Here is a 22818-nt window from a genome sequence, read left to right on the forward strand (position 1 = left end):
CAGGTTTAGATCGCGCCGGCTTCCTTGCCAGCGCGCGGCAGCCAGCGCCACACGCCCAAAACGTTGATCAGGAGAAGCACGACGTTCTGGACGCCAAGCGAGGTTTTGCCTTCAAGCACGCCGTCAGCAATCCAGGCAATGGAAGCCACAGTAAAGATGGCGAAGCCCCACACGGTAATCCGCGCGTTCAAATTAGCCGCGACCATCGTGGCCGCAATTATCGTGATGGCCGCAGCTGCCGCTCTGAGAATTTCGGGGTCCATCTTTTCCTGCTAAATGGCTAGCCGCCCGCATGCGGGCGGCCTCGCTTGCTAACGGCTCACGCTGCTTTCTGGTTCACGCTGCGCAGTGCCATAGTGTTAAGCTTCTGATCCGTCGCTTTCTCCTCGTCGAGGTTCTGCTGCAGGACCGCTGCGCAATCGTCGCGGCCCAGCATTTTGGCCCAGGCGATCAGAGTGCCGTAGCGCGTGATTTCATAGTGCTCGACGGCCTGCGCCGCCGCGATCAGGGCTGCATCGAGAACTTGTTTGTCGTCGATGTCGCCTGCGACTTCACTCGCTTCCTTTAGGATGCCATCGATGGCAGGGCAGTCGACCCCCTTGGCCTCGACGCGGTGCATCTCGAACACCTTTTCCAGCCGCGCGATTTGGCCCTTGGTCTCGGAGAGATGCATCTGAAAGCCGTTCCTGAGGCCTGAATCGGTCGCCTTCTCGATCATGTCCGGCAAGTTCTTCGCGATCTGCTGCTCTGCGTAATAGATATCCTGCAGCGTATGCACGAAGAGGTCGTTGAGTGTTTTGATGTCTTTAGTGAAAAAGCCCATGGCATCCTCCGGAGTGGTTTCCGGACAGGAAACACGCGGGGCTGTCCGGGGGTTCCCGGCGAACGATCGCGGGAGATGACTTCATCGGCGCGATAAAATCCGGTGGATGTCTCTCAATGTCAGTGCTCGTAATAGTGCGTCCACATGCTCGGGCCCTGGCCCGGCTTTTTGGGGGTGCCGCGGTTGCGCTTGACAATATTCGGAAGCACGCGCGGCAGCCGACGGCGTCTTCCATTGGCGTCACGGGGCTTCGCGATCTTCTTCTGCGACGCCGTTGGAGCTAGGCCGGCATTGTCGCTTTCAAAGTTTCGGGACCATGGATTGAGATCGCTGCTGGATTGGGGTGGTCGGTCACCGCAGCGAAGTGTTTCTCGTCGGCCGGATAGAACGGCCCATATTGTGAGCCTTCCCCCAGGGGAACCAATGCCCCCTGACCCTATTGGTTGAGGCGCACAAGGAGATTTCATGCCAAAATCCGAAAACGGAAGAACCGTGGAGACTCCGACCGAAGCTCGGCAGGCTGAGCCTGGTCCAAGTGTGCTTCTGCTGGTCGGCATAAGCACGGTGCTCGCGATTGTTACACCAGACGGTGTCTGGATGGTCTTCTTCAAGACCTGACATCGCTCTGTTGGCTTCGGATCCTAAGGCGGGCGATCGCGACTGATGGCCTGAACAGGCGGCGTTCGCCGCACACATTCGATGCGCGCCGCTTCGCAATCGCGTTGATCCGTTGTTGGTCCAGAAGCAAGCACGGCACGCCAAGCTCGACACGCTGCTGATGTACGACCGCCGCGACAACGAGCTCAAAGTAGGAGACGCGGAGGCATGCGCATCCGCAAAAGCTTGGGTCGACGAAATGGCTTAAAGTCGGCTGCGGTCCCAAGTATCGCGCGACCGCTATCGCCTTACGATACGTGCTCCACAGGCCGAACGCTACTCCCACCAAGTTGAGGTTCCCATCCGATATGCTTGCAAGCGGCACAACATATGCTTGAACCTGCGGCGAGACGCCAAGACAAACGACAGTGGAAGTCCCTCTGACCGATTGGCGGTGGCGATGCCCGAGCACCTTCCTGTTTTCGAGGCCCACCTGAGAAGGCGCGGCCGAAGGTGGACGTGGTTTTGTTACGTCCGACGGTCGCCTGCTCATGCAGGGCTCGGAAAGCAAGCGGTCTGCGGCTAAATACCGGGCCAACCGGGCGCTCTTCCAAAAGATACTGGGGGTCGCCAGCGACTCCCACCGGCATGTTGAAGACAGCAGGAGCCAGCATCGCTTCGGCCGAAGCCGGTCAGACACCTAGTCTGCCTCTTCCAGGCGGCTCATGCTGTCTTTGCGCCCGGCCACGCGACCACCTGCCCCGACATGACGAGCCGATCGCGTCCGCTCTCCTTGGCCGCGTAGAGCGCCCGGTCGGCTGCCGCCACAAGCGAGTCGGATACCATGGCCTGGGCCGGAACGTTGGTGGCCCCACCAAGGCTGACGGTGACCAGCCTTGACGGCGGATTGAGCGCGTGCAGCATGCTCAACTCGCGCAGTGCCTCGCGCACGCGCTCGCCGACCTCGACGCAGCCTTCCGCCCCCGTATTCGGCAGCAAGAGCGCGAACTCCTCGCCGCCGTACCGCGCGGCCAGATCGCCCGGCCGGCGAGCCTGCGCCGCCAAGATACGGGCGAGCGCCCGCAGGCAGGCGTCGCCGGCCGGATGCCCGTATTGATCGTTGAACTTCTTGAAGTGGTCGACGTCGATCAGCAACAGCGAGAGCGACGTGCCGTCGCGCTTGGCCCGGGCCCATTCCTCCTCAAGGCGCTCGTCGAAGTGGCGGCGATTAGCGATGCCAGTCAAGCCATCCAAGGTGGCAAGAGACGCGAGCTTGTCCTGCAGGTCCTTCTGCTCAGTCATATCCCGCGAGATCGCCACCACGCCGTCGATCTCGTTGCTGATCGACGATCGGGTGACGCGGAGTGCCGTCTCGACCCAGATCTCGGCCTTCTCGCGATGTCTCGTCCGGTAGACGATCCGCGCCTCTTCGGCCTCGCCGCTCTTCAGAGCATCGATCGCATGCTGCACCCGCGGTCGGTCCTCCGAGTTGATTCCGGCAAGCGCCGGCGTTCCGAGCAGCTTGGCGGGGTCCCAACCGAAGATGCGAGCGCATGATGGTGACGCGTAAAGAATTCGCGCGTCCAGTCCGATGCGCATGACGACATCGCTGCATTCCTCCGCCAGCAGGCGGAAATCGGCCTCCTTGGCGACCAGGGCCGCCGCCATCCGTTGCCGCTGAGAGAGGTAGCGCACCAGATAGAGACCGATCAGGCCGATCGACAGCGTGAGGCTCGTGACGATCGCCATCCGGACCACGGCCTGCCGGCGCCATGGTGCCAACACGTCGTCTTGATCCTTGGTCGCCAGGATCACGATCGGATACCGGCTGCTCAACTGGTAGAAGCTCAACCGCTGTCGCCCGTCGAGGGGAGATTTGAAGTAGTAGACGCTGGCGTCCGGCCGACCGGGCAGAGTTCGGAAGAGCTGGGACTGGGACATGTCCCGCCCGACATAAGCGCCATCCTCGTCGCCACTGCGCGCCAGCATGATGCCGTCCGCATTCAACAGCGATATCGCGCCATTGGGGCCGATGTCGAACCGCCGATAGAACTGCGTGAAGTAGGCGACCTCGATGCTCGTCAGCACTACGCCGGCGAAACTGCCGTCCGGATGGTTGAACCGCCGGGAGAGCGTGATGATCCACTGGCCGCCGGACCGGCTCTTAACCGGACGACCGATCAGGGTCCCGCGATCGTTCGAAGCTCGATGACGCCGGAAGTAGTCGCGGTCGCTGTTGTCGAGGCCGGCGAGGTCGACTTCTTCAGTCGTGGCAAGCCAGCGGCCGGTCTCGTCGTAGACGAAGATGCCGCGGATACGTTGCCGATTGTACTTCCTGGCTTGCAGGAAAGTCTGGATCTTGGCGACGGCCGCCGGGGTCGTTCCGCCGATCTCCATGCGGTCGACCATTCCTGTGAGGATAGTGTCCGCGAGATCGAATGTGTCCTCTGCGTGCTGCGTCAGCGACCTGGCGAGGTTGGCCATGTCGACTTCCGCGTTTCGAAGATCGACCTCTCGGGACTCCCACTCGCGCCATCCGCTGAGCGCCAGGATGGCGAGGCAAGCCAACGCCACGAATCCTGCGACCCGCAATGGGACTAGAGCTTTGCCGAGTTCGCGGCGGCTATGCGGCATCCGGGCTGCTCCGTTCCGAGCATGCTCGCACGCAGGTCTTAATGGCGGATGGCGCTTCCCGGGCGCCACCGCTCGATAGTAAACAATCCATCACTACGTTGTGGAAAATCAGCGAAGCGACGGAACGACACATTAACCAGGGTCCGCGCAAGCTCGCCGAGGGAGAGCCCCGAACCAGCCAGCTCGCGCGTTAACGCGGGTCTCGGCAGTCCCGCAGGTACCTATGCAAGAACATCGGGCGGCACAGCGGCGGCGAATCCTGAAAGCGGCTTCGATCTCGTTCGGCGGGGGCGCGATCGATTGCACCATCCGCAATCTGTCGGAGACGGGCGCCTCGCTCGACGTGATATCACCCGTCGGGATTCCGGACCGGTTCACGCTTATCGTGGACGCGGATCGAAGCAAGCTGCCCTGCCGCATCGTGTGGTGGAAGGAGATGCGCATCGGCGTTCGGTTCGAGGCGAGTTAGCGCTTCGACGCCTGAGCCCTGGCCCGAAAACCGTCCAAGAATCAACTCGGCAGTACGACGCGGAGCGCAGGCCGATTGACGGGGATTGCCAGCGTTTCAGGCTTCGCCAGCGCCGGAGAACAGCACCGTCGGTGGCGTGGCGCGCTGCGGCGGAAGGGACCACCCGCTCGCGGCGCCTGGTCGGCTCTTGAGATCGTACCGCTGGGCTAGGTCAAGCAGCCGCCGCTTAGTGAAAGGATCGGCATTCTCCGCCAGATCGCGCGCCCGTTGCGCGAAGCCCCTGTAAAACTCTTCCATGACGCACCCCCGCAACATCACCGAAAGCCCGATTTCAATGGCTTGCGGGACCCACGTCAAGCCTGATGGATGCAGTTGCGTAGATGTCGAGAGCGAGATTACGATTGGGCGGTAGGGAAATCCAATGGCAGTGCCCTATTCCGTCCGGAAGGCGTGCCCGGCGTGCGGTAGGCCGATGAAGATTGTGCCCGACGTAGCTCTGGAAGGGGGATGAGCGGATGCCTGGAGTATCCCGCAAGCAGCACCATCGCTATCTTATCAACACAGCCGGACGCGAGGCTTCAGCCTGTACGACGGGGATGATTGGGCCGGCTACGTTGCGTCGACACCGTCGGCCATATCGGACCAGTCGCGGTCCTGCAGTTCAGCGCCGCTGCCACCGCCCTCACGACAGCGCTCCGCCTGGCCGTCGAGAGTGGCGGACCGCAAGTATCGGCATTTCTGCCGGGCGCCAGCGAAGCCGGCCTGACGATGGCCTTCGAGCACGGCATGCGGCTTAAGTTTCCGATGCTGCTGATGTCATCCCGCGATTTCGGCAGTTGGGCCCAGTACCTGCCCCGGGCTTTATGTGAAGCGACCAAGCTTTCTTCGCCATCCAGGTTTGGTCAGCGGGTGCCAGTAGGTTGGGCTTTCATCGGTCTTTTGTGGTCCTGTCTGATGAAGGTCACGCCGACTTCGCCGCCGTTTACCCACGCCAGTTCGCATCGGCGATAAGCAATGCCCGGTGGACGAGAGCACCAGGAAAAACTCCTTCAAAAGCAGCCCCTCCACGGAGCCCTCAATGAAAGCTTGGCTCCGACGTCAGATACGTCTTTCAAAGTGCAAGCGCGCTGCCGCGTTCCGTCGATCGCCATCATGCTCGCCGGAATGGCCCGCTCGAACTCAACTCGCCGTGTCCCTCGCTTGTCCGGTGCTCTCATCACGCGCCCTCCAGATCAGGCAGTGAGGGCACCAGCGACGGCATTTCCAGGCGCGAGGATACCAGCGACGAGTCTGCGACCGAGCAGTCCCGGCCCTGTACCTTTGCGTGGTACAAGGCGATGTCAGTGTCACGGGTGAGCGTCAACTCATCCGTGGTGGCGTCGCCCTTTTCGGCAACGCCCAGGCTTATCGTCACGTACTTTCGTGGCGAGCGCGGATGGTGGATCTGCAAACGAGCGACCAGCATCCGAATCGCGTCGGCCACCTTCACCGCCCTTTCTTCGTTCACGCCGGGCAGGATCACCGCGAACTCCTCGCCGCCATACCGCGCCGACAATCCTCCCGTGTTTGCGGTGGCGCTTCCGATCACCTCGGCAATGCGCTGGAGGCAACCGTCCCTGGCCTGGTGGCCCAGGCGCCCTTGAACTGGTCGATGTCGATCAGCAGCACCGATAGAATGGCGTGCTTGACATAGGCCTCCCGCAGGAAGGCATCGAAGCTCGCCGGTTCGCGAGCCTCGTCAGACCATCTGTGGTCGCGAGCTGCGCCAATCTGAGGTTGGCCGATGACAGCGCGCCAGAAGCGGACGGGACAAGAGTACTTCCTCCATTTCAAAATTACGCTAGGCAGGAGCGGACGACGTGCCCGCGCTTGAGGGCACTGCAACCAGCAGGTAAATTCGTCTTAAATGCCGGTGCATAGGGAAGCCCTGCGTGTTGTTGGCTCGCGACGCCGTCCTCATCCGCAACACGAACCCGGAAACTGCGAGAGGTCGATGCGGGCGATGATCGACCGCAGCAGCTTGCGAGCCGAACGATAGAGATGCCGGGCGAATCTCGGCGTCCTTGCCGCGGGCAGGCCAAAGCTTGTCGTATAGAGTCTTTTTGTATCAAGGCTTTCGATGGAGTGCGACACGTGCCTCTCCGAGATGGCGAGGCCCTTTCTATCGTGGTCGGCTCGCGGCAGCCTTGATCTGCCGCAAAGGGGCCGGACTAATAGTCGCCGGGGTTCATGATCATCGGGCTTCGTGTATCGGCCGGGGCGAGCGCGCTGCTGGCGCTGTCGCGCAGGAAGCGGTCGAGTGTCGCCTGGATCTTCTCCTTGACCGCATCGGGACCGCGATCGCTCATCTCGGTATGCTGTGCGCCAGTGTGGATAATGTCAATGCCGCGCGCCTTGGCCTCTTCCGGCGTCGGCAGCACGCCGGGATCGGTTACAAAACGCGGATCCTTCGAGCGGAACGACAGGATCTTCATGTTGTCGCTAAGCACGAAAGGCACCCGCAGATTGTCGAGCGTGATCACTTTCGACACCAGCTCCGGGTGCTGATGGGCGACATACATCGAAACGTCGCCACCGTTGGAATGGCCGACGAGCGTGACGTGGTCGTAGTCGGCGTTCTCCTGCCGCCGCTTCAACTCGCCCAAGGTGAAGAGGATGTTGGCCTCGCAGCGGATATAGACATCGCGCCGGCCGACATATTGCTGACCGGCCTTGGTCATCAGCGGCGGATCGCTCGGCAGATCCTGCTGGATGCTGGCGACGAGATAACCGCGTGCGGCGAGCACGTTGGCTAGGAAGGAATATTCAGTGGCCTTGACGGTATTGCCGTTGCTGATGATGGCGAGCGGGAGCTTCCAGAGGCCGAGATTGGCCTTGGTCTCGTAATCGCGCCGTACAGCGATTTCGACCGCAATCGGCCGCTGGCGGGCGGCGTCGAACAGGGTCAACACCTCATGGCGGATCGCGAACCGGCTGACCACGAAATACTGGCCGACGCCGAGGACGCAGAAAAACGCCAGAACTGCAAACACCCTTTTCATGGTTCCGTCTCAAATCACTTTTGACTGAACATGGCCATTGGGAACTCCCGGATCGAGCGATCGTGAGCAGGTTACGGGATTAAATTTAGGCAAGGCTGTGGGCCTGGGCCCAAAAAGGGGCCGCATGTCGCGGGCTACAGCGCGAAGGACAAGGGGTTTACAGACAACCGCCCTTGCCGCGTTCGGAGCAGAGCCGCAGCGCGCTTGACAGAGTAAACAGAAAGCGCGGGCTGCGGCGCTCGTTGTCGGGCGCCCGGTAGCTCAGGGGGAGGGCCACGCCGAGATCAGCCTGGAAATCGTCCGGCAGGAAGAACCGCACGCCAGCTCCGGCCGAGGTCAGCGACAGGCCCTCGCTCAGGCGGTAACCGTAGTTCCAGACTGCACCGGCGTCACCGAACGCGTAGAGCTGATAGCCGGTCCAGTAGTGGAAATTGAGCTTCTGGTCGAAGCGCAGTTCGAGCGAGCCGGCAAGACCGTTGTCACCGCTGATCTCGGCTGCGCCATAGCCGCGCCCGAAGGCGGCGCCGCCGAGATAGAATTGCTGCGAGGTGAACAGCGGCCGTGACGCCGTCTGGCTCGCAGCGGAGAGCTTGAGCGACCAGACGTCGTTGAGCGTCTGGTAGCGCGTGAACCAGAGGTTCAGCACGGAGAAGTTCGATGACGCGCCGTCGCGCGACAACAGGTCGTCGTCGAAATGCGAGGCACCGAAGATGTCGAGCCCCTGGCGGTAGGTCAGCGTCGCGAAATTGGTGCCGCCGAAATGATCCTGGAGCCGGTAGTCGGCGGTCAGGCTCGCGGTCCTGATGTGGTCGTTGTACCAGGGGCCGTAAAGGTCATGCTCGGACACGTTGCTGAAGGTCGTCGCCGCGGTCAGGGTCAGCGAGGAGGATTGCGACTGCAATGGGACGATGCTGGCACGCAGCTCGAACGCCTCGGTCGTGGTGATGTCGCTGTCGAGGCGGCGGGCATCGCCCGGCCTAACCGCGCTATACAGCACGGACCCGCCGAGACGCACGCCGTCGACACCGACCGGTGCATCGTAGGACAGCCGTGCGAAGCCGAGCTGGCGGGGGTCATTGGCGATGGTCGACAGGTTGACCCCCAGCGTGTCGCCGGGCGTGAGATAGGAATTGAACGCGCCGGTCGCGTAGGTCTGCCACGGACCGACTGATGATGAGCCGAGATTGTCCAGACCGAATGAGGAGAAGACGTGCCATGTCTTCAAATAGACGATGAGGCGGAAGCGGCCGGTTGCACCGCCGATCTCCTCCAGTGCGGTATCGGTGATCCGGACGCCAGGTCTGCCGCCAATGAGAAAGAGCTGGCGTTCCAGCGTTGCTAGGCGCGACGGTTGCTCGGCCAGAACCGGCCCAAGCATCGGTCTAACGCCGAACTGCTCGGCGCCGTCGCCTTTCAGCTCTGCCTGCACGATGGCGCCTTCGATCACCTGGATCCGGAGCAGGCCGTCGGCAATGTCCTGCGGCGGCACGATCGCACGGCTCAAGTGAAAACCATCGGCGCGGTAGAGATCACTGATCGCGCCGGCGATCGCGGCGAGATCCGCCTGCGAAACCTTCTTGCCGACATAGGGCTGGTAGACCGCGGCGATGCGATCGCGGGAAATGGCCCGGGCTCCGCTGACCTCGATGCCGCGCAGCACGAACTGAGGCTTGGTATCGCCGCCGGTGTTGGGCTGGTCGACTGTCGGGAGCCTGACTGGCGGACGGTTCAGCGATTCCCGCTCGGTTTGGTTTTCAAAATATTTCTGAGGTTGGCGCGGATCGAACCCTGGCTGGTTCGCCTGCTGCGCGAAAGCCTGAGGAACTCCCGCGAACATCGGCGCCAACAGCACCGCTGTGGTAACGAGATGCCGCTTCCCAACGCGCGCGACTCGCTTGTCCCCGTAGTTTGACGGAGATGCGCCCGTGAAGCGGTAAGGGTTCGTTAGCCACATGATTTTTCATAGTTTTTTATGGTCAACGAATGGTTAACGCGACCGCTCCGGTGGCCGCTTCCTGCTAATCCTATGTTGAGTGATTTCGGATACCCCTCAAGGCCGGCTGTAACGGGGACTGAGGATCGTCATGCTGAGCAAAATTGGAATGCGGTGCGCCTTGGCGGCTGCGCTGATCCTGGGAACGGCCTCCGTCGCATCCGCCGCGGACGATGGCGTCTGGTCGGTCGGCAAGGCCAGCGGCGAGGTCTGGGTCGCCACCAGCGGCGCGCAGCAGGTTTCGCTGAACCAACAGGAGGCACTCAAGCCCGGCGATACCATTCGCACCGGACGAAATGGCCGCGTGCTGCTCGTCCGCGGCGAGGAAACGATCCTGATCTCTCCCAACTCGGTGGTGGGTTTACCGACCGAGAGCAAGGAAGGCCTTTCGACCACCATCATCCAGCAGGCAGGTTCGATCCTGCTCGAGGTCGAGAAGCGCAACGTCAAGCATTTCGAGGTCGAGACGCCCTATCTCGCCGCTGTCGTCAAGGGAACGCAGTTCAGCGTTACCGTGAATGCGGGCAGCACCAAAGTCGGCGTGCTCCGCGGCCAGGTCGAGGTCTCCGACTTCAAGACGGGACAGATCGCCCAGGTCCTGCCGGGGCAGGCCGCCACCGTCTTCGAGCATGGCAAGCCCGGCCTTTCTCTCAGCGGCTCCGGGACCTTCAATCCGATCGAGCACGGCAAGCCGCGCGCCTCGAGCATCGAGCGCGTCCCCGTGCCGAAATCGGGCCTGTCGGCCCCGCGCAACGCCGCGAACGGCCATGCGATCCATGCGCTCGGTCCGATCGACAAGGGCGCCAAGGCGGCCGCCGCGCCCAAGCCATCGCAACAGGCGGCCGGAGCTCACGCGCCCAAGGGCGGTGCTGCCAAGGCTGATGCTGCAAAGCCCGGCGTCGTGCGCATCTCGAGTTCGCTGGGCGAGGTCAAGCTGAACGTCCACAAGGTCACGCACGGGCTCGCCCACGGCGGCGGTGCCCCCGGACAGGCGCGCAACTCTTACGCCAGCACCGAGACGGTCTGGGGCGACTCGAAAGCGGGCACAACGGCATCCAACGGCACCGCCCAGACTGCGGTGACCACGAGCAGCGGCGTGACGGCTGGCACCAGTTCGTCGGCTGCGAGCACGACAATAGCCGCCACCACGGCCGGTGCATCCAGCGACGGCTCTGGCGGCGGCAACGGAGACTCCGGTGGCAAGACCAAACCGGACAAGGGCAAATCCGGTAACGGCAATTCCGGCAGTGGGAATTCCGGCAATGGTAACGGCAACAACGGCGCCACCGGTAACGGCCGGGGTAACAACGGCAACGGCAACGGCAACGGCAACGGCAGCAATGGTCACGGCAATGCCCTTGGCCACAACAAGCACTGAGGCGATGTCTTAGGGGATGAGGGGGCGCACCTGCGGAAGCGGGTGCGCAGGAGGATCGGGTGGGACGCTTTCGGCCGCATATTCTTGTCGTGACAGCGCTGGCGATCGTGCTGTCCACGGGGTGGCATGGTGCGCTTCGCAACGCGCTGACCGACCTGCGGTTCGCCTGGCAATCGCGTGCCGCGACCGGCAATGTCGTCGTGGTGGCCATCGACGCGCCCTCGATCGATCAGATCGGGGTGTGGCCCTGGCCGCGCCGGCTGCACGCGGAACTGTTGCACAGGTTAGAGGCCGCGGGGGCGCAGGACGTCGCTTTCGACGTCGATTTCAGCTCGCCATCCGATCCGGCCTCCGACGAGGCTTTCGTCAAAGCGCTGCGTGAGGCCGGGGGCTCGACCATCCTGCCGTCCTTCAAGCAGCCCGCGCCGAATGGCGGCGCAGCTCACATCAATCGCCCCCTGAAGCCGTTCGGCAACCAGTCGTGGCCGGCGCTGGTCAATGTCGCGATCGAATCCGACGGGCTCGTTCGCCGCTATCCGTTCGGCGAGAAGCTCGGCGAGGCCGTGATGCCGTCGATGGCCGTCGTGCTGGCCGGGCAGGACGCCAATCGGCGCCCGCCTTTCCTGATCGATTTCAGCATTCGGGCGGGCTCGGTTCCGAGTGTCTCCTACGTCGACGTGCTCCGCGGCGAAACCGCCACTCTCGACAAGCTGAGAGACAAGAAGATCATCATTGGAGCGACGGCGCTCGAACTCGGCGACCGCTTCAGCGTTCCGAATGGCCGCATTATCTCCGGACCCATCCTCCAGGCGCTGGCAGCGGAATCGATCCTCCAGAACCGGATGCTGCGCTGGACCTCTGATACCGGCATGATCCTGGGTCTCGCTGGGATCTGCCTGCTGATGGTGTATTCGTGGCGCCGCTTGGGACCGGGAATTCGCGCCGCAATCCTGATCTCGGTCGGGGCGGTTTTCGAGCTGGTGGCGGTCCTCGTGCAGGCAAGATGCCCCTTCATCATCGACACATCGCTGTTCCACATCGCGATTGTCGCCTATCTGACGGCAATTGCACTCGACGAAATCGATTTCCGAGGTCTCCTGGGGCGCATCGCCGAAAGCCGCTTTCATCGTATCGCGATGTCACTCGGCGATGGCCTCATCTGCACCGACGAAGATCAGCTCATCACCGTGTGGAATCCCGGCGCCAGTGCGATCTTCGGCTATCTGCCCGCCGAGATCATCGGCCGCCCGTTCGAAACGTTGTGCGCCGTGGCGGGGGACGGTGACGCGAGGCCGTCCATGCGCGACGCCGCGCGCCAGGCACTCCTGGTCCCTGGCGGGGCGGTCGTCGTCGAGTTCGAAGGGCGGCGCAAGAACGGTGAAACTTTCCCGGTCGAGGCGAGCTTCTCGGGCTGGCAGGGAACGGACGGCTTCCAGTACGGAGCCATCCTGCGCGATATCTCGGTCCGCAAGCGTGAGGCCGAACGCGTCAGATATCTCGCCGAGTACGACGCGCTGACCGGTCTTGCCAACCGCAACACGCTGCATGCAGGACTGGTCGGCATGATCGCGGATGCGGGGCAGCGCCCTTGCGAGGTCGCGCTGCTCGTGATCGGGCTCGACGGCTTCCAGAGCATCAACGACATGCTCGGTCATTCCGCCGGAGATCTCGTGCTGCAGGCGGTCGCTGGTCGCCTGAGAGCCGAGGCGTGCGGCGCTGTCGTTGCCCGGCTTGGCGGAGACGAATTCGCCATTGCGCGCAAAGGCGCCGATGGCGACGAGCCGATCGCGGAGTACGCCGAGCGCATGGCGCGCGCCTTCGAAGCGCCGCTTGCGACCGGCACGCGGCAGCACCGCGTCAGGCTCAGCATCGGCGTCGCCATCCATCCGGAAGGTGGCCACAACGCCGACGATCTCCTGAGCAATGCCCATCTCGCTCTGAGCAAGGCAAAGCTGACGCGGCGCGGCGGCCATGTGATCTTCGAGAGCGCGATCCGGGAGGAGCTGGAGAACCGGCTGACGCTGGAAAGCGAATTGGCACTTGCCGCCGATCGCGGCGAGTTCGAGCTGTTCTATCAGCCCCAGGTTCGCCTGATCGACGCCAGCCTGGTCGGGGCCGAAGCGCTGATCCGTTGGCGGCATCCCGTGCGCGGCTACGTTTCGCCCGGAGAGTTCATGCCCGTGGTCAATAGCTCGGCCCTGTCCGAGCGGATCGGCAACTGGGTGATGGAGACCGCCTGCCGGCAGGCACGCGCCTGGGAATTGTCCGGCGACAGCGTGCGCGTCGCGATCAATTTGTCGCCCTCGCAGTTGCACTCCGGCGATTTGGCGCATTCGGTTGCGGGGATGCTCGAAGCGACGGGGCTCACGCCGTCGCTGCTGGAGCTCGAGGTCACCGAGGACATCCTGCTTCATGACGAAGCCCGCGTGCTCGACATGTTCAAACGCATCCAGCAGCTCGGCGTCCGCGTCCTGTTCGACGATTTCGGTACCGGGTATGCGAGCCTGAGCTATTTGAAGAAGTTTCCGCTCGACGGGCTCAAAATCGACCGCTCGTTCGTGCTCGGTCTGCTCGCGGATTCCGACGATGCCGCGATCGTCGGGTCGACCATCGGTCTCAGCAAACAGCTCGGTCTCACGGTCGTGGCCGAAGGCATCGAGAACCGCGCGACGGCCGATTTCCTGGTGAGCATGGGATGCGAGGAAGGCCAGGGCTATTTCTTCGGCCGTCCGATGCCGGCGGAAGCATTCGAGCGGCAATTCTTCGCAGCCGAGTGCGCCGCCGTCAGTGCCGCCTGAACACTTGAGCTTCGCGATCAAGATCCCATAAGGTCGCTTTCAACAGCCACTTCTGAGCGATGCGAAGCAGATCTACTGCTACGAGGAGCGCTGATCACGAATCGGGAGCGCGAGCTGGGCCCCTAGATGATGCGCTGATGTTGTACGCGGAATAATTCGGAAGAGTCGCCGCGGACGTCGCGACGACTCTTCAGTGGTCACAGCACATTAGGCGACTTGGCCCTTTCACGGGCTGCTTCGACTGCATCCATCCCGGTCTGCCTGATTCGATCCAGAGCCTCGCCGCCGGTATCGGAGACCTCTGCTAACAGCGTGTCGGAGTTTTCGCGCAACGCCTGCGAGACGGCACCAACACGGCTGTTCAGGTCGGCCTTCACAGCATCGCTGGTCTCTCCGACATACTCATTCTCAATGTCGGTGGTTCTAAATGCCCCTGCGACTGCGGCGCCAATGGCCAAGCCGACGACGCCAAGCACCAGCGGTTGCTTTTCGAGCACATCAGACAATGACGACTTTGCTTTTGAGACGGCTTCGCCGCCCGGAATCTGGTCGCGCACTTTAGCGAAGCCGTCCCGCGCCATCTCTAGGCCGTCCTCGAACTGAGCCCTCATCTTGTCCGCGGTTCCTGACAGAACGCCGGATGCAGCGTCCTTGGCTGACTGCAACGTGTCTTCGCCATCGAGGGACCCTATGTGATCCATTTCGGGCGCCGTGGGCGGCGCCGCAGTGCGCTGGATCGCCGATGCCGCAGTCCGCATCGTGCTCACCCCGCCATCGACCACACCGGACGCGGCGGCCGCCGTCGACCGAGCTGCGCCCTTGATCCTGTCGTCACCAGCCATAAGCCACAGCGCGCCGCCTCCAATTAGAACGGCGGCAAGGGGATTTTCCTTGGCCGCTGCGACCAGATTGTCGAAAAAGCCGGTTTGCGTGCTCCTCATCGGACCATTCCCTTCACGGTGTCCTTGTCCTTTTCCAGCTGCCGGATGGTCTCCCGCGGCGCAAGATTACGGGCGTCCATCCGATTGATGCCGACCGCAAACAGCACGCCCGCAATGGCGCCAGCGAGGATCGCGGATGTCAGGTAGGAAAGCGGTTGCGACCATCCCGCGGAGATCAACGCCGCCGACAATGCGAACAGCGCCATCACAATGGCGGGGGTCACCAGAAGGGCGCCACCGGCAATGAAGCCTGCTGCTCCCGTTATCTTCTGCACTCTGTCGCTGAGTTCAGCCTTGGCCAAGTCGATTTCGTTCTGGAACAGCTTGGCGAACTGCCCCATCGCGTCCGCTACAAGCGTGGAGATGGTCCGAAGATCGTTCTGGCTTGTCTTGATATCGTGCTGAATGGTCATGATACGCTGCCGCCTTTGAAGGACGTCGTTCGCTGCGGATTGTTGCCGGATACCGATGAGCCCTGCATGGAAGCCTGCCCGGCTCCCGTGGAAGACGTGCTTCCGCGCCACGTGTCGCCCTGCGTCGACGACGTTCCACTACTCATCCCAGGTCGCGATGAAGGCGAGTCACCGCCGGAGGCCTTCAGGAAACGGACGGCGGCGAAACCGGCGAGCACCGAAACGCCAAGGAAAGCGGCAGGCTGACGCTTTGCGAAATCGGTTGCGCCATCGAGGAGATCGCGGAAGCTGCCGTTGCGGATCTTCTCGGCGGTATCTTCAACATAGTCCGCGGCGGAGTTGATGCCGCGGGCGGCAAAAGGCACATCGCTCTCGAAGGCGCGAGCCGCTTCCCGAACATTGCCGGCAAGTCGCTCAATGAACTCGGCTCCAGTCCGCTGCTGCTCGCGTGCCTGGCCGCGAATCTGGTCCATGGTCCCCGAAGCGAGGTCCTTGGCCGCATCCCCGGCTTCCTTGAACTTGTCCTGGGCGATGTCAGCGGTTGCCCGGAAGGCCTCGTCGGCCCGCTGCTTCACAGTCGCTCCAGCCTCCGCCATTTGGTCCTTCAGGTTCTTCGGAGAACCCGCGTTCCGATCTTCATTTGAATTCGTGCCTCTGCTCAGGTCTAGATCGCTCATGGTGTGTTCCTTCAGGTATTGGAATTGCGGGAGGGATTGAAAGCGGCTCCGACGACGTCGTCGGCGGCTGTCTTGAGCGAGTCAGCGAGGTTCTGAGTCATGCGGCTGGCATGCTCACCGAGGCCGGCCTCGGCGACTCTGCTTGTTGCCGCGTCGGCTGCCGACATTGCGGCATCTTTGGCGGCGTCAAATCCGGACTGAGCGGCCTCGGCGGCGGCCCGCTTCACGCCGTCGCTCGCCTGGCTCATGGCCTTGGCTTCAACCTTGGTTTCCGGAAGAGCGGCTGCGATAATGGCTCCGATCGCCACCCCAAGACCGGCGATTAGCGCGGCATTATCGCTAATGATCGCGCGAGCTTGTTCGGGCGCCCTTCCGGCAGCGTCCTTAGCTGCGGAGGCACTGTCCTTCGCCGCATCCACCCCGCTCTTGAGCTTTTCGCCAATCGTCTCGGCGGCCTGGGAGGCCCGTGCGCGTAAATCCGCCGCGAGACCGGCAGTCGAATCTTGCGCCTCGTCGGCCATGCTCGCGGCCTGATTGCGGGCGGAAGATAGTTGATCCCTGAGATCGCCTTGCATGGCGCGCGCTCGATCCGCCATGTCCTCGAAAACCTCGTTCGCCTTGTCCATCGCAGGGCCGGAAACCTCGGCGGCGCGGTCTCGCACGGTTTTCGAGGTGAGCGCCAAGCCGGCACCGATCATCAAAAGCGGCAAGGGGACACCACGCGCCAAGCGTAGGAGTGGAACCACCACGGCGGTCCCGGCGGCCACGCTCCGCATCGGGTTGTCCATAACTTGCTGTTTCAGTCCGTCCACCCAGCTCTTTGTCGTGTGGGTGACATAGTCGGATACTTCCGACTTGATGTGCTGCGGCGACACCTTATGGCGGATGTCCTCGGCCGTCTCCGAGACCTGCTCTTTCAGCCGATCGACCGTAGCGGCCAACTCAGCCCGACTTCGCTCGGACTCACGCCTCAATTCTTCCACGGACCGCGTCATCACATCCCTCTCTCGCTTTTCGGATTTCTTGTATTCAAACTCACGGTTTTTTGAATTGTTCCTATGAGCCGCTTCGCAGTGGATTCGATCCACAGAGCGCACCTGGGATGGGCGAGAGCGCGACCTGATCTTCGTCAAAGTCGAGACCGCAATACAACTCAGGAGCCATTAGCGGCAGCTGCGATAGGAGTAGATATCAGCCAACGGGCGCAGGTGGCCTTATGGTCTACCCCACGTGCGGCCCGGGCGTCGACCTTCGTCCGTGGTGTGCACCGCTACTGCAAGCCCTTCTTGTCATAAGCAGCTCAATTCTGGTGCCGAAGAGGATCGAAAGAGTCGGAGCTGTGATTGAGGACCCAACTGGCTGAGCGCCAGGAACGAACCAGCTGAACGACAGCCGATCTCCGGTCAGGAAGAGTGGCGCACATGAGCTCTGGACGATCGCCCAGCGGCATCTAGTCAGCTTCTGGACTCGCCGGATCGGGGGCAGAAATCTGCAGTCCCGCCTCGTTGAGAGCATCCGCAATTTGCTTCGCGAGCAGCTTGGCTTCTTCAATTCCAATTTTTGCGTCTGGGTGATGTGCAAAAAATGCGCAAATGGTCGTGGAGATAATCGTATTCACCTGGTGCGGATCAATCATTCTGCGGCACTCCAAAATGCCGCTGCTTATCGCGCGTCAATTAGGATGGGTTTAGTGAGGGGAGGTCCGGCTCTCATTGCGATGATGATCTGCAGGTCGCCCTGTTCTACGGCGACCGACGGGGACACGCCTGCTGGGTATTTTTCCGAAAGTACGCCAAGGGCACTCCTAGAAGCGCTATTTGCCTCCCAACGCTAAAGACGTTGCGCGGAAGCTCTCAGGCGCCAAGCCGAAGTGGCGCAAGTTTGATGTCCTTCTAGCGCCGACGTGCCACGGCGACGCCGAACAGGAAAGCAACGAACAGGCTGGCAAGCGGTGCTTCGCGCGTGATTGCGGCGACGGTCGCGAGGGGTTTTCCAGGCTTCCGTGCGTCGTCGATTGCAGAGGTCATGCGGTCGATGGCCGCATGCAGGCCACCTGCGACTTCACCAATGGTGCGGGATACGTCCGTCGCGGCATCAATGGCGCGCTCGGCCATGCCCGGATGGGAAGTGGACTGCGGGATCTCCGTGCTCAAGCGCGCGACCTCCAGGCTGATCATGTGACGGAGGCCGATACCTTTGGCTATCCGCGCGAGCGCTCGTTTTGAACAGCGGGTCAGATGACCTTTGGCTATCCGCGACAGGCGCCGTGGTTTTACGGCGGGTACCGGCCTTGCATGAGCAATTCGGCGCGCGGGCTTTTGTTCCGAGACGATGCGCCCCCCGCGCGGACCGCCCCCGTGAAACGACGGATGCGAATCTCTGTTAGGCTGGCTCAATCTTGCTGATCTCAGGAGACAGCTGTGACCGACCGGACCACGACGGATCGAGCCCGGCGCATCGCCTTGCTCGGCGCTCCCATCGACATGGGGGCTTCGCAGCGCGGTACCCTGATGGGCCCTGCGGCGCTCCGCACCGCCGGCCTTGCGACATTGCTCGAGAGCCTGGATTTCGAGGTCGTCGATTACGGCGATCTCTCGGTGGCCGAGCTCCGGGACCTCGCAGACAGGCCCCCCGACAAAGCCAATCACTACCGCGAAATCCAGCGCTGGACACGCGTGCTGAGCCGCAGAGGCTACGAGATCGCGAAAACCGGCGCGCTGCCGATTTTTCTCGGCGGCGATCACACGTTGTCGATGGGATCGGTGAATGCCATGGCCCGTCACTGGCAGGAGCGCGGACGCGAGCTGTTCGTGCTCTGGCTCGATGCACATGCCGACTACAACACGCCGGAGACGACGATCACCGCCAACATGCACGGCATGTCGGCGGCATTCCTGTGCGGCGAACCCGGCCTCGACGGATTGCTCGGCGATGATCCGCGCGCCTCGATCGATCCCGACAGGCTCGACCTGTTCGGCGCGCGCTCAATCGACAAGCTCGAAAAGGAGTTGATGCGCACGCGCCGGATCAGGGTTGTCGACATGCGCCAGATCGACGAGTTCGGCGTCGCCGTGCTGATCCGCCGCGTCATCGAGCGCGTCAGGGCCAGCAACGGCGTACTACATGTCAGCTTCGATGTCGATTTTCTCGACCCCTGCGTCGCACCCGGCGTGGGCACGACGGTGCCGGGCGGAGCGACATATCGCGAGGCGCATCTGATCATGGAGCTCCTGCACGATTCCGGCGTGGTCGGATCAGTCGACATCGTCGAGCTCAATCCGTTCCTCGACGAGCGTGGCCGCACCGCGCGCACGGCGGTCGAACTGATCGGCAGCCTGTTCGGCCAGCAGATCGCCGACCGGCCGACACCGAGCAATGCGATCGCGCCCGGCGAGTGATGGACGAGCCGTTTGTGCATTGCGAAGAAGAGAACTGCCGTCGCCGCCACCGGATTTAGATCAGTCCAGATGGAAATCGCCTGTTTTTGAAACAGGTGCGAATTGCAAATGCTCGTCGCAGAATGTTTCATGCGGGTCGCGCTTCAGCCGAGGATCCGCCAATGAGCAGAACATTCGACAAACCCGCGGGGACGACTCGCCGCCGCTTTCTGCGCAGCGGTGCTGCGGTGGCGGGTGGTACCGTCCTGGGCGCCCGCGCATCGGTTGCCGCCGAGACCGACAACCTTCCACCCAACATTCCCGAATGGATGAAGGCGCCCGGCGAACCGATGGGAAGCCAGCCCTACGGCGCCCCGTCACCGTTCGAGAAAGGCGTCGTCAAGAACATCTCGAAGACGCTCAAGCAGTACATCTCGGCCTCCAGCCGGACGCCATTGCAGGAGCTCGACGGCATCATCACGCCGAACGGACTGTTCTACGAGCGGCACCATGGCGGCGTTCCGACCATCGATCCGGCCCAGCACCGGTTGATGCTGCACGGGCTGGTCGAGCGCCCACTGATTTTTACAATGGATGATCTCAGGCGTTTCCCGTCGGAATCGCGCGTCCACTTTCTCGAATGCTCCGGCAATCCCGGCTACAGCAAGCCTTACGGCAAGACCGCGTCGGACCTTGTAGGTCTGGTCAGTTGTGCAGAATGGACCGGCGTCAGCCTCAAGCTGGTGCTCCAGGAGGCCGGATTGAAGCCGGATGCCAAATGGATCGTCGCCGAAGGTGCCGACGCGGCTGCGCTGACGCGCAGCATCCCGATCGAGAAATGCCTTGAGGACGCCATGCTGGTCTACAGCCAGAACGGGGAGCGGCTGCGTCCGCAGCAGGGCTATCCGCTGCGGCTGTTCCAGCCGGGCTTCGAGGGCAATATGAGTGTGAAGTGGCTGCGGCGCCTGCATGTGACTGCGGAGCCGGTTTACTCGCGCGAGGAGACCTCGAAATACACAGACCTGCTCCCGGACGGCACCGCGCGTGAATTTTCGTTCTACATGGAGGCGAAGTCGATTATCACGAGGCCCTCCGGCGGCCAACGCCTGGGCGCGCCAGGCTTCCACGAGATCACGGGCATCGCCTGGAGCGGGCACGGCAAGATCGCGCGCGTCGAAGTGTCCGTCGACGAGGGAAAGAGTTGGCAAAGCGCGCAATTGCAGGAGCCGGTGCTGACGCGTGCGTTGACACGCTTTCGCTTGCCCTGGCAGTGGGACGGAAAGCCTGCCGTGATCCAGAGCCGTGCCATTGACGAAACCGGCTATGTGCAGCCGACTCTGGCCGAGCTGCTCGCGGTGCGCGGCGAGAACTATTTCTACCACAATAACGCGATCTGGCCCTGGCGCATCGCGGCTGACGGCGAGGTGACCAATGCGCTGGCGTGAGACTTGCGGCATTGCTGTCGTCATTGTGCTGTGTACGTTTCCGAGCGGAGCGCAGGCGCAGACCTCGTACGGCCTCGGACGGCCCGCGACGGCTGCGGAGATTGCGGGCTGGAATATCGATATCGGACGCGACGGCAGCAATCTGCCGAAGGGAAGCGGCTCGGTGAGCCAAGGGCGCGAGGTGTTCGCCCAGCAATGTGCATCATGCCATGGCGACAAAGGCGAGGGCGGGCTCGGTGACCGGCTCGTCGGTGGGCAGGGCACGATCGCAACGCCAAAGCCGATCCGTACGGTCGGCAGCTATTGGCCGTATGCGCCGACGCTGTTCGACTACATCCGCCGCGCGATGCCGCAGAACGCGCCGCAATCGTTGAGCGATGAAGAGGTTTATGCGGTGTCCGCCTACATCCTGAACCTGAATGGACTGGTCGGAGCGGATGCGACGCTCGATGCCAAATCGCTTGCAGCGGTCAAGATGCCGAACCGCGACCGGTTCGTCGGCGACGCGCGGCCGGATGTGAAACACTGAGCGCCTTGGGGCGACCAGGTTCCCGTATCCGCTTGGAACTTGCCTTGGCCAAGGGCGGAACTCGCAGGACGCGATTGCATTAACCTGTGAGAGGAAAAGCCTATGGATTCCACGATGGCAACGGATCGCTTCGCAAACTCCATGTCCTCAGCGCTTCGCCATCCCGGCGTAATCGCGTTGATTGTGGCCGCGTTGACGATTGCTGCGATGCTCATCGTCGATCACGGACCATGGAATCGGGCCAAAACGCAGCCCGCCCATGTTGCGATGTACGCAACCACGGGTGAAGCCGCGCGGGCCGCAGGTGCCAAAATTCTCCCGACCGAACCGCACTCCCCGATCGAGCCGGAGCGGCCGGGGCCGAAGACGTCCCCAACCGTCAATCCAGTGACGCCGTAAGACGCTCTAGCCCTTCCGGCCGTAGTTGAGCAATCCGCCGGTGGTCTTCGGCGGATGCGCGCGCAGGGCTTCCTCGTTCGGATCGGTGCCCCAGCCGGGCCGGTCCGGAATGACCAGATGGCCGTTCTGAATGTCGGGCTCATGCGTGAACAGTTCGCGGTCCCACGCCAGGCGATCGATGTCGATCTCCATGATGCGCAGGTTCGGCACGGCGGCGCAGAAATGCGCGTTCATCATCGAACAGAGATGGCCGTAGAAATTGTGCGGGGCAACGTTGACTTCGAACGCTTCCGCGGCGGCTGCGATCTTCATCGACTGCCAGACGCCGTTCCAGGGCGTGTCGATGATCGCGACGTCCATGGCCTGCTCGCGAAAATAGGGCAGGAATTCCCGCAAGCCCAATAGCGTCTCGCAGGACGAGATCGGATGCGGGCTTTGCCTGCGGATGTAACCGAGCGCTTCCGGATTGAAACTGTCGATCTCGATCCAGAACATGTCGAGGTCCGCGATAGTGCGCAGGATCTCCAGATAGCCCTCCGTCTTGGCGTTGAAGTTGCAGTCAAGCAAGATGTCGACGTCGGGGCCTGCACCGTCCCGGATCGCTTCCAGATGCATGCGCAGATCGCGCAGGATTTTGCGATCGACGTTGATCTCGGGAGCGAAGGGCGAGCCGAAGCCCGGTCGCCAACCGGTCGGTTTGCCGTCATCATAGGAGAAGATGTTGGTTTTGAGCGCGGTGAACTTCTTCTCGCGGACCTCGCGTCCGATTGCCTTGACGCCGTCGAGGTTCTCGATCGGCGGCTTGTACCAGGACCGGTGATTGATCCGCCACGTTGCGCAATGCGACCAATAGACCCTGACATGGTCGCGGATCTTGCCGCCGAGCAGTTCGTAGCAGGGCACACCAAGACATTTCGCCTTGGCATCGAGCAGCGCATTCTCGATCGCCCCGAGCGCCTGCGCCACCACGCCGCCGGCGGCGGGACGCGTGGCCGCGAACAGTTCGGCGTAGATGCGCTCGTGCCGGAAAACGTTCTGCCCGACGACGCGGGCAGACAGGCGCTGGATCGCAGCACCGACGCCGGGCGAGCCGAAGCCCTCGTCGAACTCGCTCCAGCCGACGATGCCGTCCTCGGTCGTCAGCTTGACGAAGTGGTAGTTTCTCCAGCCGGCGTCGCAGGCGAGAATTTCGAGACTTGTTGCTTTCGACGATTTGGTCATGTCGCTCCCTGTTGCCCGGCTGGGCTTTTTTCTTTGGCGGGCGCAAGCCCGGGTCCAGCCACGATTGTTAGGCTAACGGCCTT

Annotated in this window: 23 protein-coding genes and 1 pseudogene; 9 read left to right on the forward strand and 15 right to left on the reverse strand. The window is 62.7% G+C overall.

What is annotated here, in order from left to right:
- Nucleotides 1-5: 5 nt before the first annotated feature.
- Together IVA93_RS11580 and IVA93_RS11585 are read right to left on the reverse strand one after the other, a co-directional pair.
- Nucleotides 6-263: a hypothetical protein gene (locus tag IVA93_RS11580; RefSeq protein WP_247488376.1), complete on the reverse strand. Its 258-nt coding sequence runs from the start codon at nt 261-263 to the stop codon at nt 6-8.
- A 56-nt stretch (nt 264-319) separates the two neighbouring features.
- The gene (locus IVA93_RS11585) at nt 320-823 is read right to left on the reverse strand and encodes a YciE/YciF ferroxidase family protein (protein ID WP_247789786.1); all 504 of its coding nucleotides are present in this window, start codon (nt 821-823) and stop codon (nt 320-322) included.
- A gap of 465 nt (nt 824-1288) precedes the next feature.
- Between IVA93_RS11585 and IVA93_RS11590 the strand changes: the two genes are divergently transcribed.
- On the forward strand, nt 1289-1441 hold the full coding sequence (locus IVA93_RS11590; protein ID WP_247488378.1) for a hypothetical protein: 153 nt from the start codon (nt 1289-1291) through the stop codon (nt 1439-1441).
- Between the two features lie 702 nt (nt 1442-2143).
- Here the strand turns inward: IVA93_RS11590 and IVA93_RS11595 are convergent.
- Nucleotides 2144-4054 carry a sensor domain-containing diguanylate cyclase gene (locus IVA93_RS11595; protein WP_247789787.1) on the reverse strand — a complete coding sequence of 637 codons (1911 nt, stop codon included), beginning with the start codon at nt 4052-4054 and terminating at the stop codon, nt 2144-2146.
- A 223-nt stretch (nt 4055-4277) separates the two neighbouring features.
- Here IVA93_RS11595 and IVA93_RS11600 point away from each other — a divergent pair, with 223 nt between their 5' ends.
- Entirely contained in the window at nt 4278-4523 is a 246-nt protein-coding gene (locus IVA93_RS11600; RefSeq protein ID WP_247789788.1) for a PilZ domain-containing protein, read from the forward strand.
- A 96-nt stretch (nt 4524-4619) separates the two neighbouring features.
- Here IVA93_RS11600 and IVA93_RS11605 read toward each other — a convergent pair whose 3' ends face one another.
- Complete coding sequence (locus tag IVA93_RS11605; RefSeq protein WP_247372824.1) at nt 4620-4820, reverse strand: hypothetical protein; 201 nt, start codon at nt 4818-4820, stop codon at nt 4620-4622.
- Nucleotides 4821-5123: 303 nt separating this feature from the next.
- Between IVA93_RS11605 and IVA93_RS11610 the strand changes: the two genes are divergently transcribed.
- Nucleotides 5124-5534: a hypothetical protein gene (locus IVA93_RS11610; RefSeq protein ID WP_247789949.1), complete on the forward strand. Its 411-nt coding sequence runs from the start codon at nt 5124-5126 to the stop codon at nt 5532-5534.
- Here the strand turns inward: IVA93_RS11610 and IVA93_RS11615 are convergent.
- The 4 genes and pseudogenes from IVA93_RS11615 to IVA93_RS11630 all read right to left on the reverse strand — a co-directional run bounded on the left by IVA93_RS11615 (nt 5426) and on the right by IVA93_RS11630 (nt 9518).
- Nucleotides 5426-5740: pseudogene (locus IVA93_RS11615) on the reverse strand (PilZ domain-containing protein). The gene IVA93_RS11610 and the pseudogene IVA93_RS11615 overlap by 109 nt on opposite strands.
- Nucleotides 5740-6195 carry a diguanylate cyclase domain-containing protein gene (locus IVA93_RS11620; RefSeq protein ID WP_346771683.1) on the reverse strand — a complete coding sequence of 152 codons (456 nt, stop codon included), beginning with the start codon at nt 6193-6195 and terminating at the stop codon, nt 5740-5742. The pseudogene IVA93_RS11615 and the gene IVA93_RS11620 overlap by 1 nt, the downstream one beginning before the upstream one ends.
- A gap of 538 nt (nt 6196-6733) precedes the next feature.
- Nucleotides 6734-7564, reverse strand: a complete 831-nt coding sequence (locus IVA93_RS11625) for an alpha/beta hydrolase (protein WP_247789789.1) — start codon at nt 7562-7564, stop codon at nt 6734-6736.
- 157 nt (nt 7565-7721) lie between these two features.
- The gene (locus IVA93_RS11630; protein ID WP_247789790.1) at nt 7722-9518 is read right to left on the reverse strand and encodes a ShlB/FhaC/HecB family hemolysin secretion/activation protein; all 1797 of its coding nucleotides are present in this window, start codon (nt 9516-9518) and stop codon (nt 7722-7724) included.
- Nucleotides 9519-9648: 130 nt separating this feature from the next.
- Between IVA93_RS11630 and IVA93_RS11635 the strand changes: the two genes are divergently transcribed.
- Nucleotides 9649-10935, forward strand: a complete 1287-nt coding sequence (locus IVA93_RS11635) for a FecR family protein (protein WP_247789791.1) — start codon at nt 9649-9651, stop codon at nt 10933-10935.
- Nucleotides 10936-10994: 59 nt separating this feature from the next.
- Nucleotides 10995-13733 (forward strand): EAL domain-containing protein, encoded by a 2739-nt coding sequence (locus IVA93_RS11640; protein ID WP_247789792.1) that lies wholly within the window; start codon nt 10995-10997, stop codon nt 13731-13733.
- 197 nt (nt 13734-13930) lie between these two features.
- Here the strand turns inward: IVA93_RS11640 and IVA93_RS11645 are convergent, their stop codons facing one another.
- From IVA93_RS11645 to IVA93_RS11670, 6 genes are all read right to left on the reverse strand, one after another.
- Nucleotides 13931-14674 (reverse strand): hypothetical protein, encoded by a 744-nt coding sequence (locus IVA93_RS11645; RefSeq protein ID WP_247372835.1) that lies wholly within the window; start codon nt 14672-14674, stop codon nt 13931-13933.
- Complete coding sequence (locus IVA93_RS11650; protein ID WP_018454880.1) at nt 14671-15087, reverse strand: phage holin family protein; 417 nt, start codon at nt 15085-15087, stop codon at nt 14671-14673. Before IVA93_RS11650 ends, IVA93_RS11645 begins: the two co-directional genes overlap by 4 nt.
- On the reverse strand, nt 15084-15683 hold the full coding sequence (locus tag IVA93_RS11655; protein WP_247296978.1) for a hypothetical protein: 600 nt from the start codon (nt 15681-15683) through the stop codon (nt 15084-15086). The genes IVA93_RS11650 and IVA93_RS11655 overlap by 4 nt, the downstream gene beginning before the upstream one ends.
- A gap of 92 nt (nt 15684-15775) precedes the next feature.
- Nucleotides 15776-16759: a DUF3618 domain-containing protein gene (locus IVA93_RS11660; RefSeq protein WP_247361406.1), complete on the reverse strand. Its 984-nt coding sequence runs from the start codon at nt 16757-16759 to the stop codon at nt 15776-15778.
- Nucleotides 16760-17214: 455 nt separating this feature from the next.
- The gene (locus IVA93_RS11665) at nt 17215-17400 is read right to left on the reverse strand and encodes a hypothetical protein (protein WP_247789793.1); all 186 of its coding nucleotides are present in this window, start codon (nt 17398-17400) and stop codon (nt 17215-17217) included.
- A 256-nt stretch (nt 17401-17656) separates the two neighbouring features.
- Nucleotides 17657-17941 carry a hypothetical protein gene (locus tag IVA93_RS11670; protein ID WP_247789794.1) on the reverse strand — a complete coding sequence of 95 codons (285 nt, stop codon included), beginning with the start codon at nt 17939-17941 and terminating at the stop codon, nt 17657-17659.
- Nucleotides 17942-18184: 243 nt separating this feature from the next.
- Here IVA93_RS11670 and rocF point away from each other — a divergent pair, with 243 nt between their 5' ends.
- The 4 genes from rocF to IVA93_RS11690 all read left to right on the forward strand — a co-directional run bounded on the left by rocF (nt 18185) and on the right by IVA93_RS11690 (nt 21514).
- A complete protein-coding gene (gene rocF, locus IVA93_RS11675) occupies nt 18185-19162 on the forward strand; it encodes an arginase (protein WP_247361407.1) in 978 nt (325 codons plus the stop codon).
- Between the two features lie 161 nt (nt 19163-19323).
- The gene (soxC, locus tag IVA93_RS11680; RefSeq protein ID WP_247789795.1) at nt 19324-20586 is read left to right on the forward strand and encodes a sulfite dehydrogenase; all 1263 of its coding nucleotides are present in this window, start codon (nt 19324-19326) and stop codon (nt 20584-20586) included.
- Nucleotides 20573-21115, forward strand: coding sequence for a c-type cytochrome (locus tag IVA93_RS11685; protein ID WP_018454873.1), 543 nt, complete (start codon nt 20573-20575; stop codon nt 21113-21115). Before soxC ends, IVA93_RS11685 begins: the two co-directional genes overlap by 14 nt.
- 102 nt (nt 21116-21217) lie before the next feature.
- Entirely contained in the window at nt 21218-21514 is a 297-nt protein-coding gene (locus tag IVA93_RS11690; RefSeq protein WP_018454872.1) for a hypothetical protein, read from the forward strand.
- A 6-nt stretch (nt 21515-21520) separates the two neighbouring features.
- Here the strand turns inward: IVA93_RS11690 and IVA93_RS11695 are convergent, their stop codons facing one another.
- Complete coding sequence (locus tag IVA93_RS11695; RefSeq protein ID WP_247789796.1) at nt 21521-22735, reverse strand: mandelate racemase/muconate lactonizing enzyme family protein; 1215 nt, start codon at nt 22733-22735, stop codon at nt 21521-21523.
- Nucleotides 22736-22818 lie beyond the last annotated feature (83 nt).

Origin of the sequence: Bradyrhizobium sp. 155 (assembly GCF_023101105.1) — a bacterium.
Lineage (GTDB): Bacteria > Pseudomonadota > Alphaproteobacteria > Rhizobiales > Xanthobacteraceae > Bradyrhizobium > Bradyrhizobium canariense_D.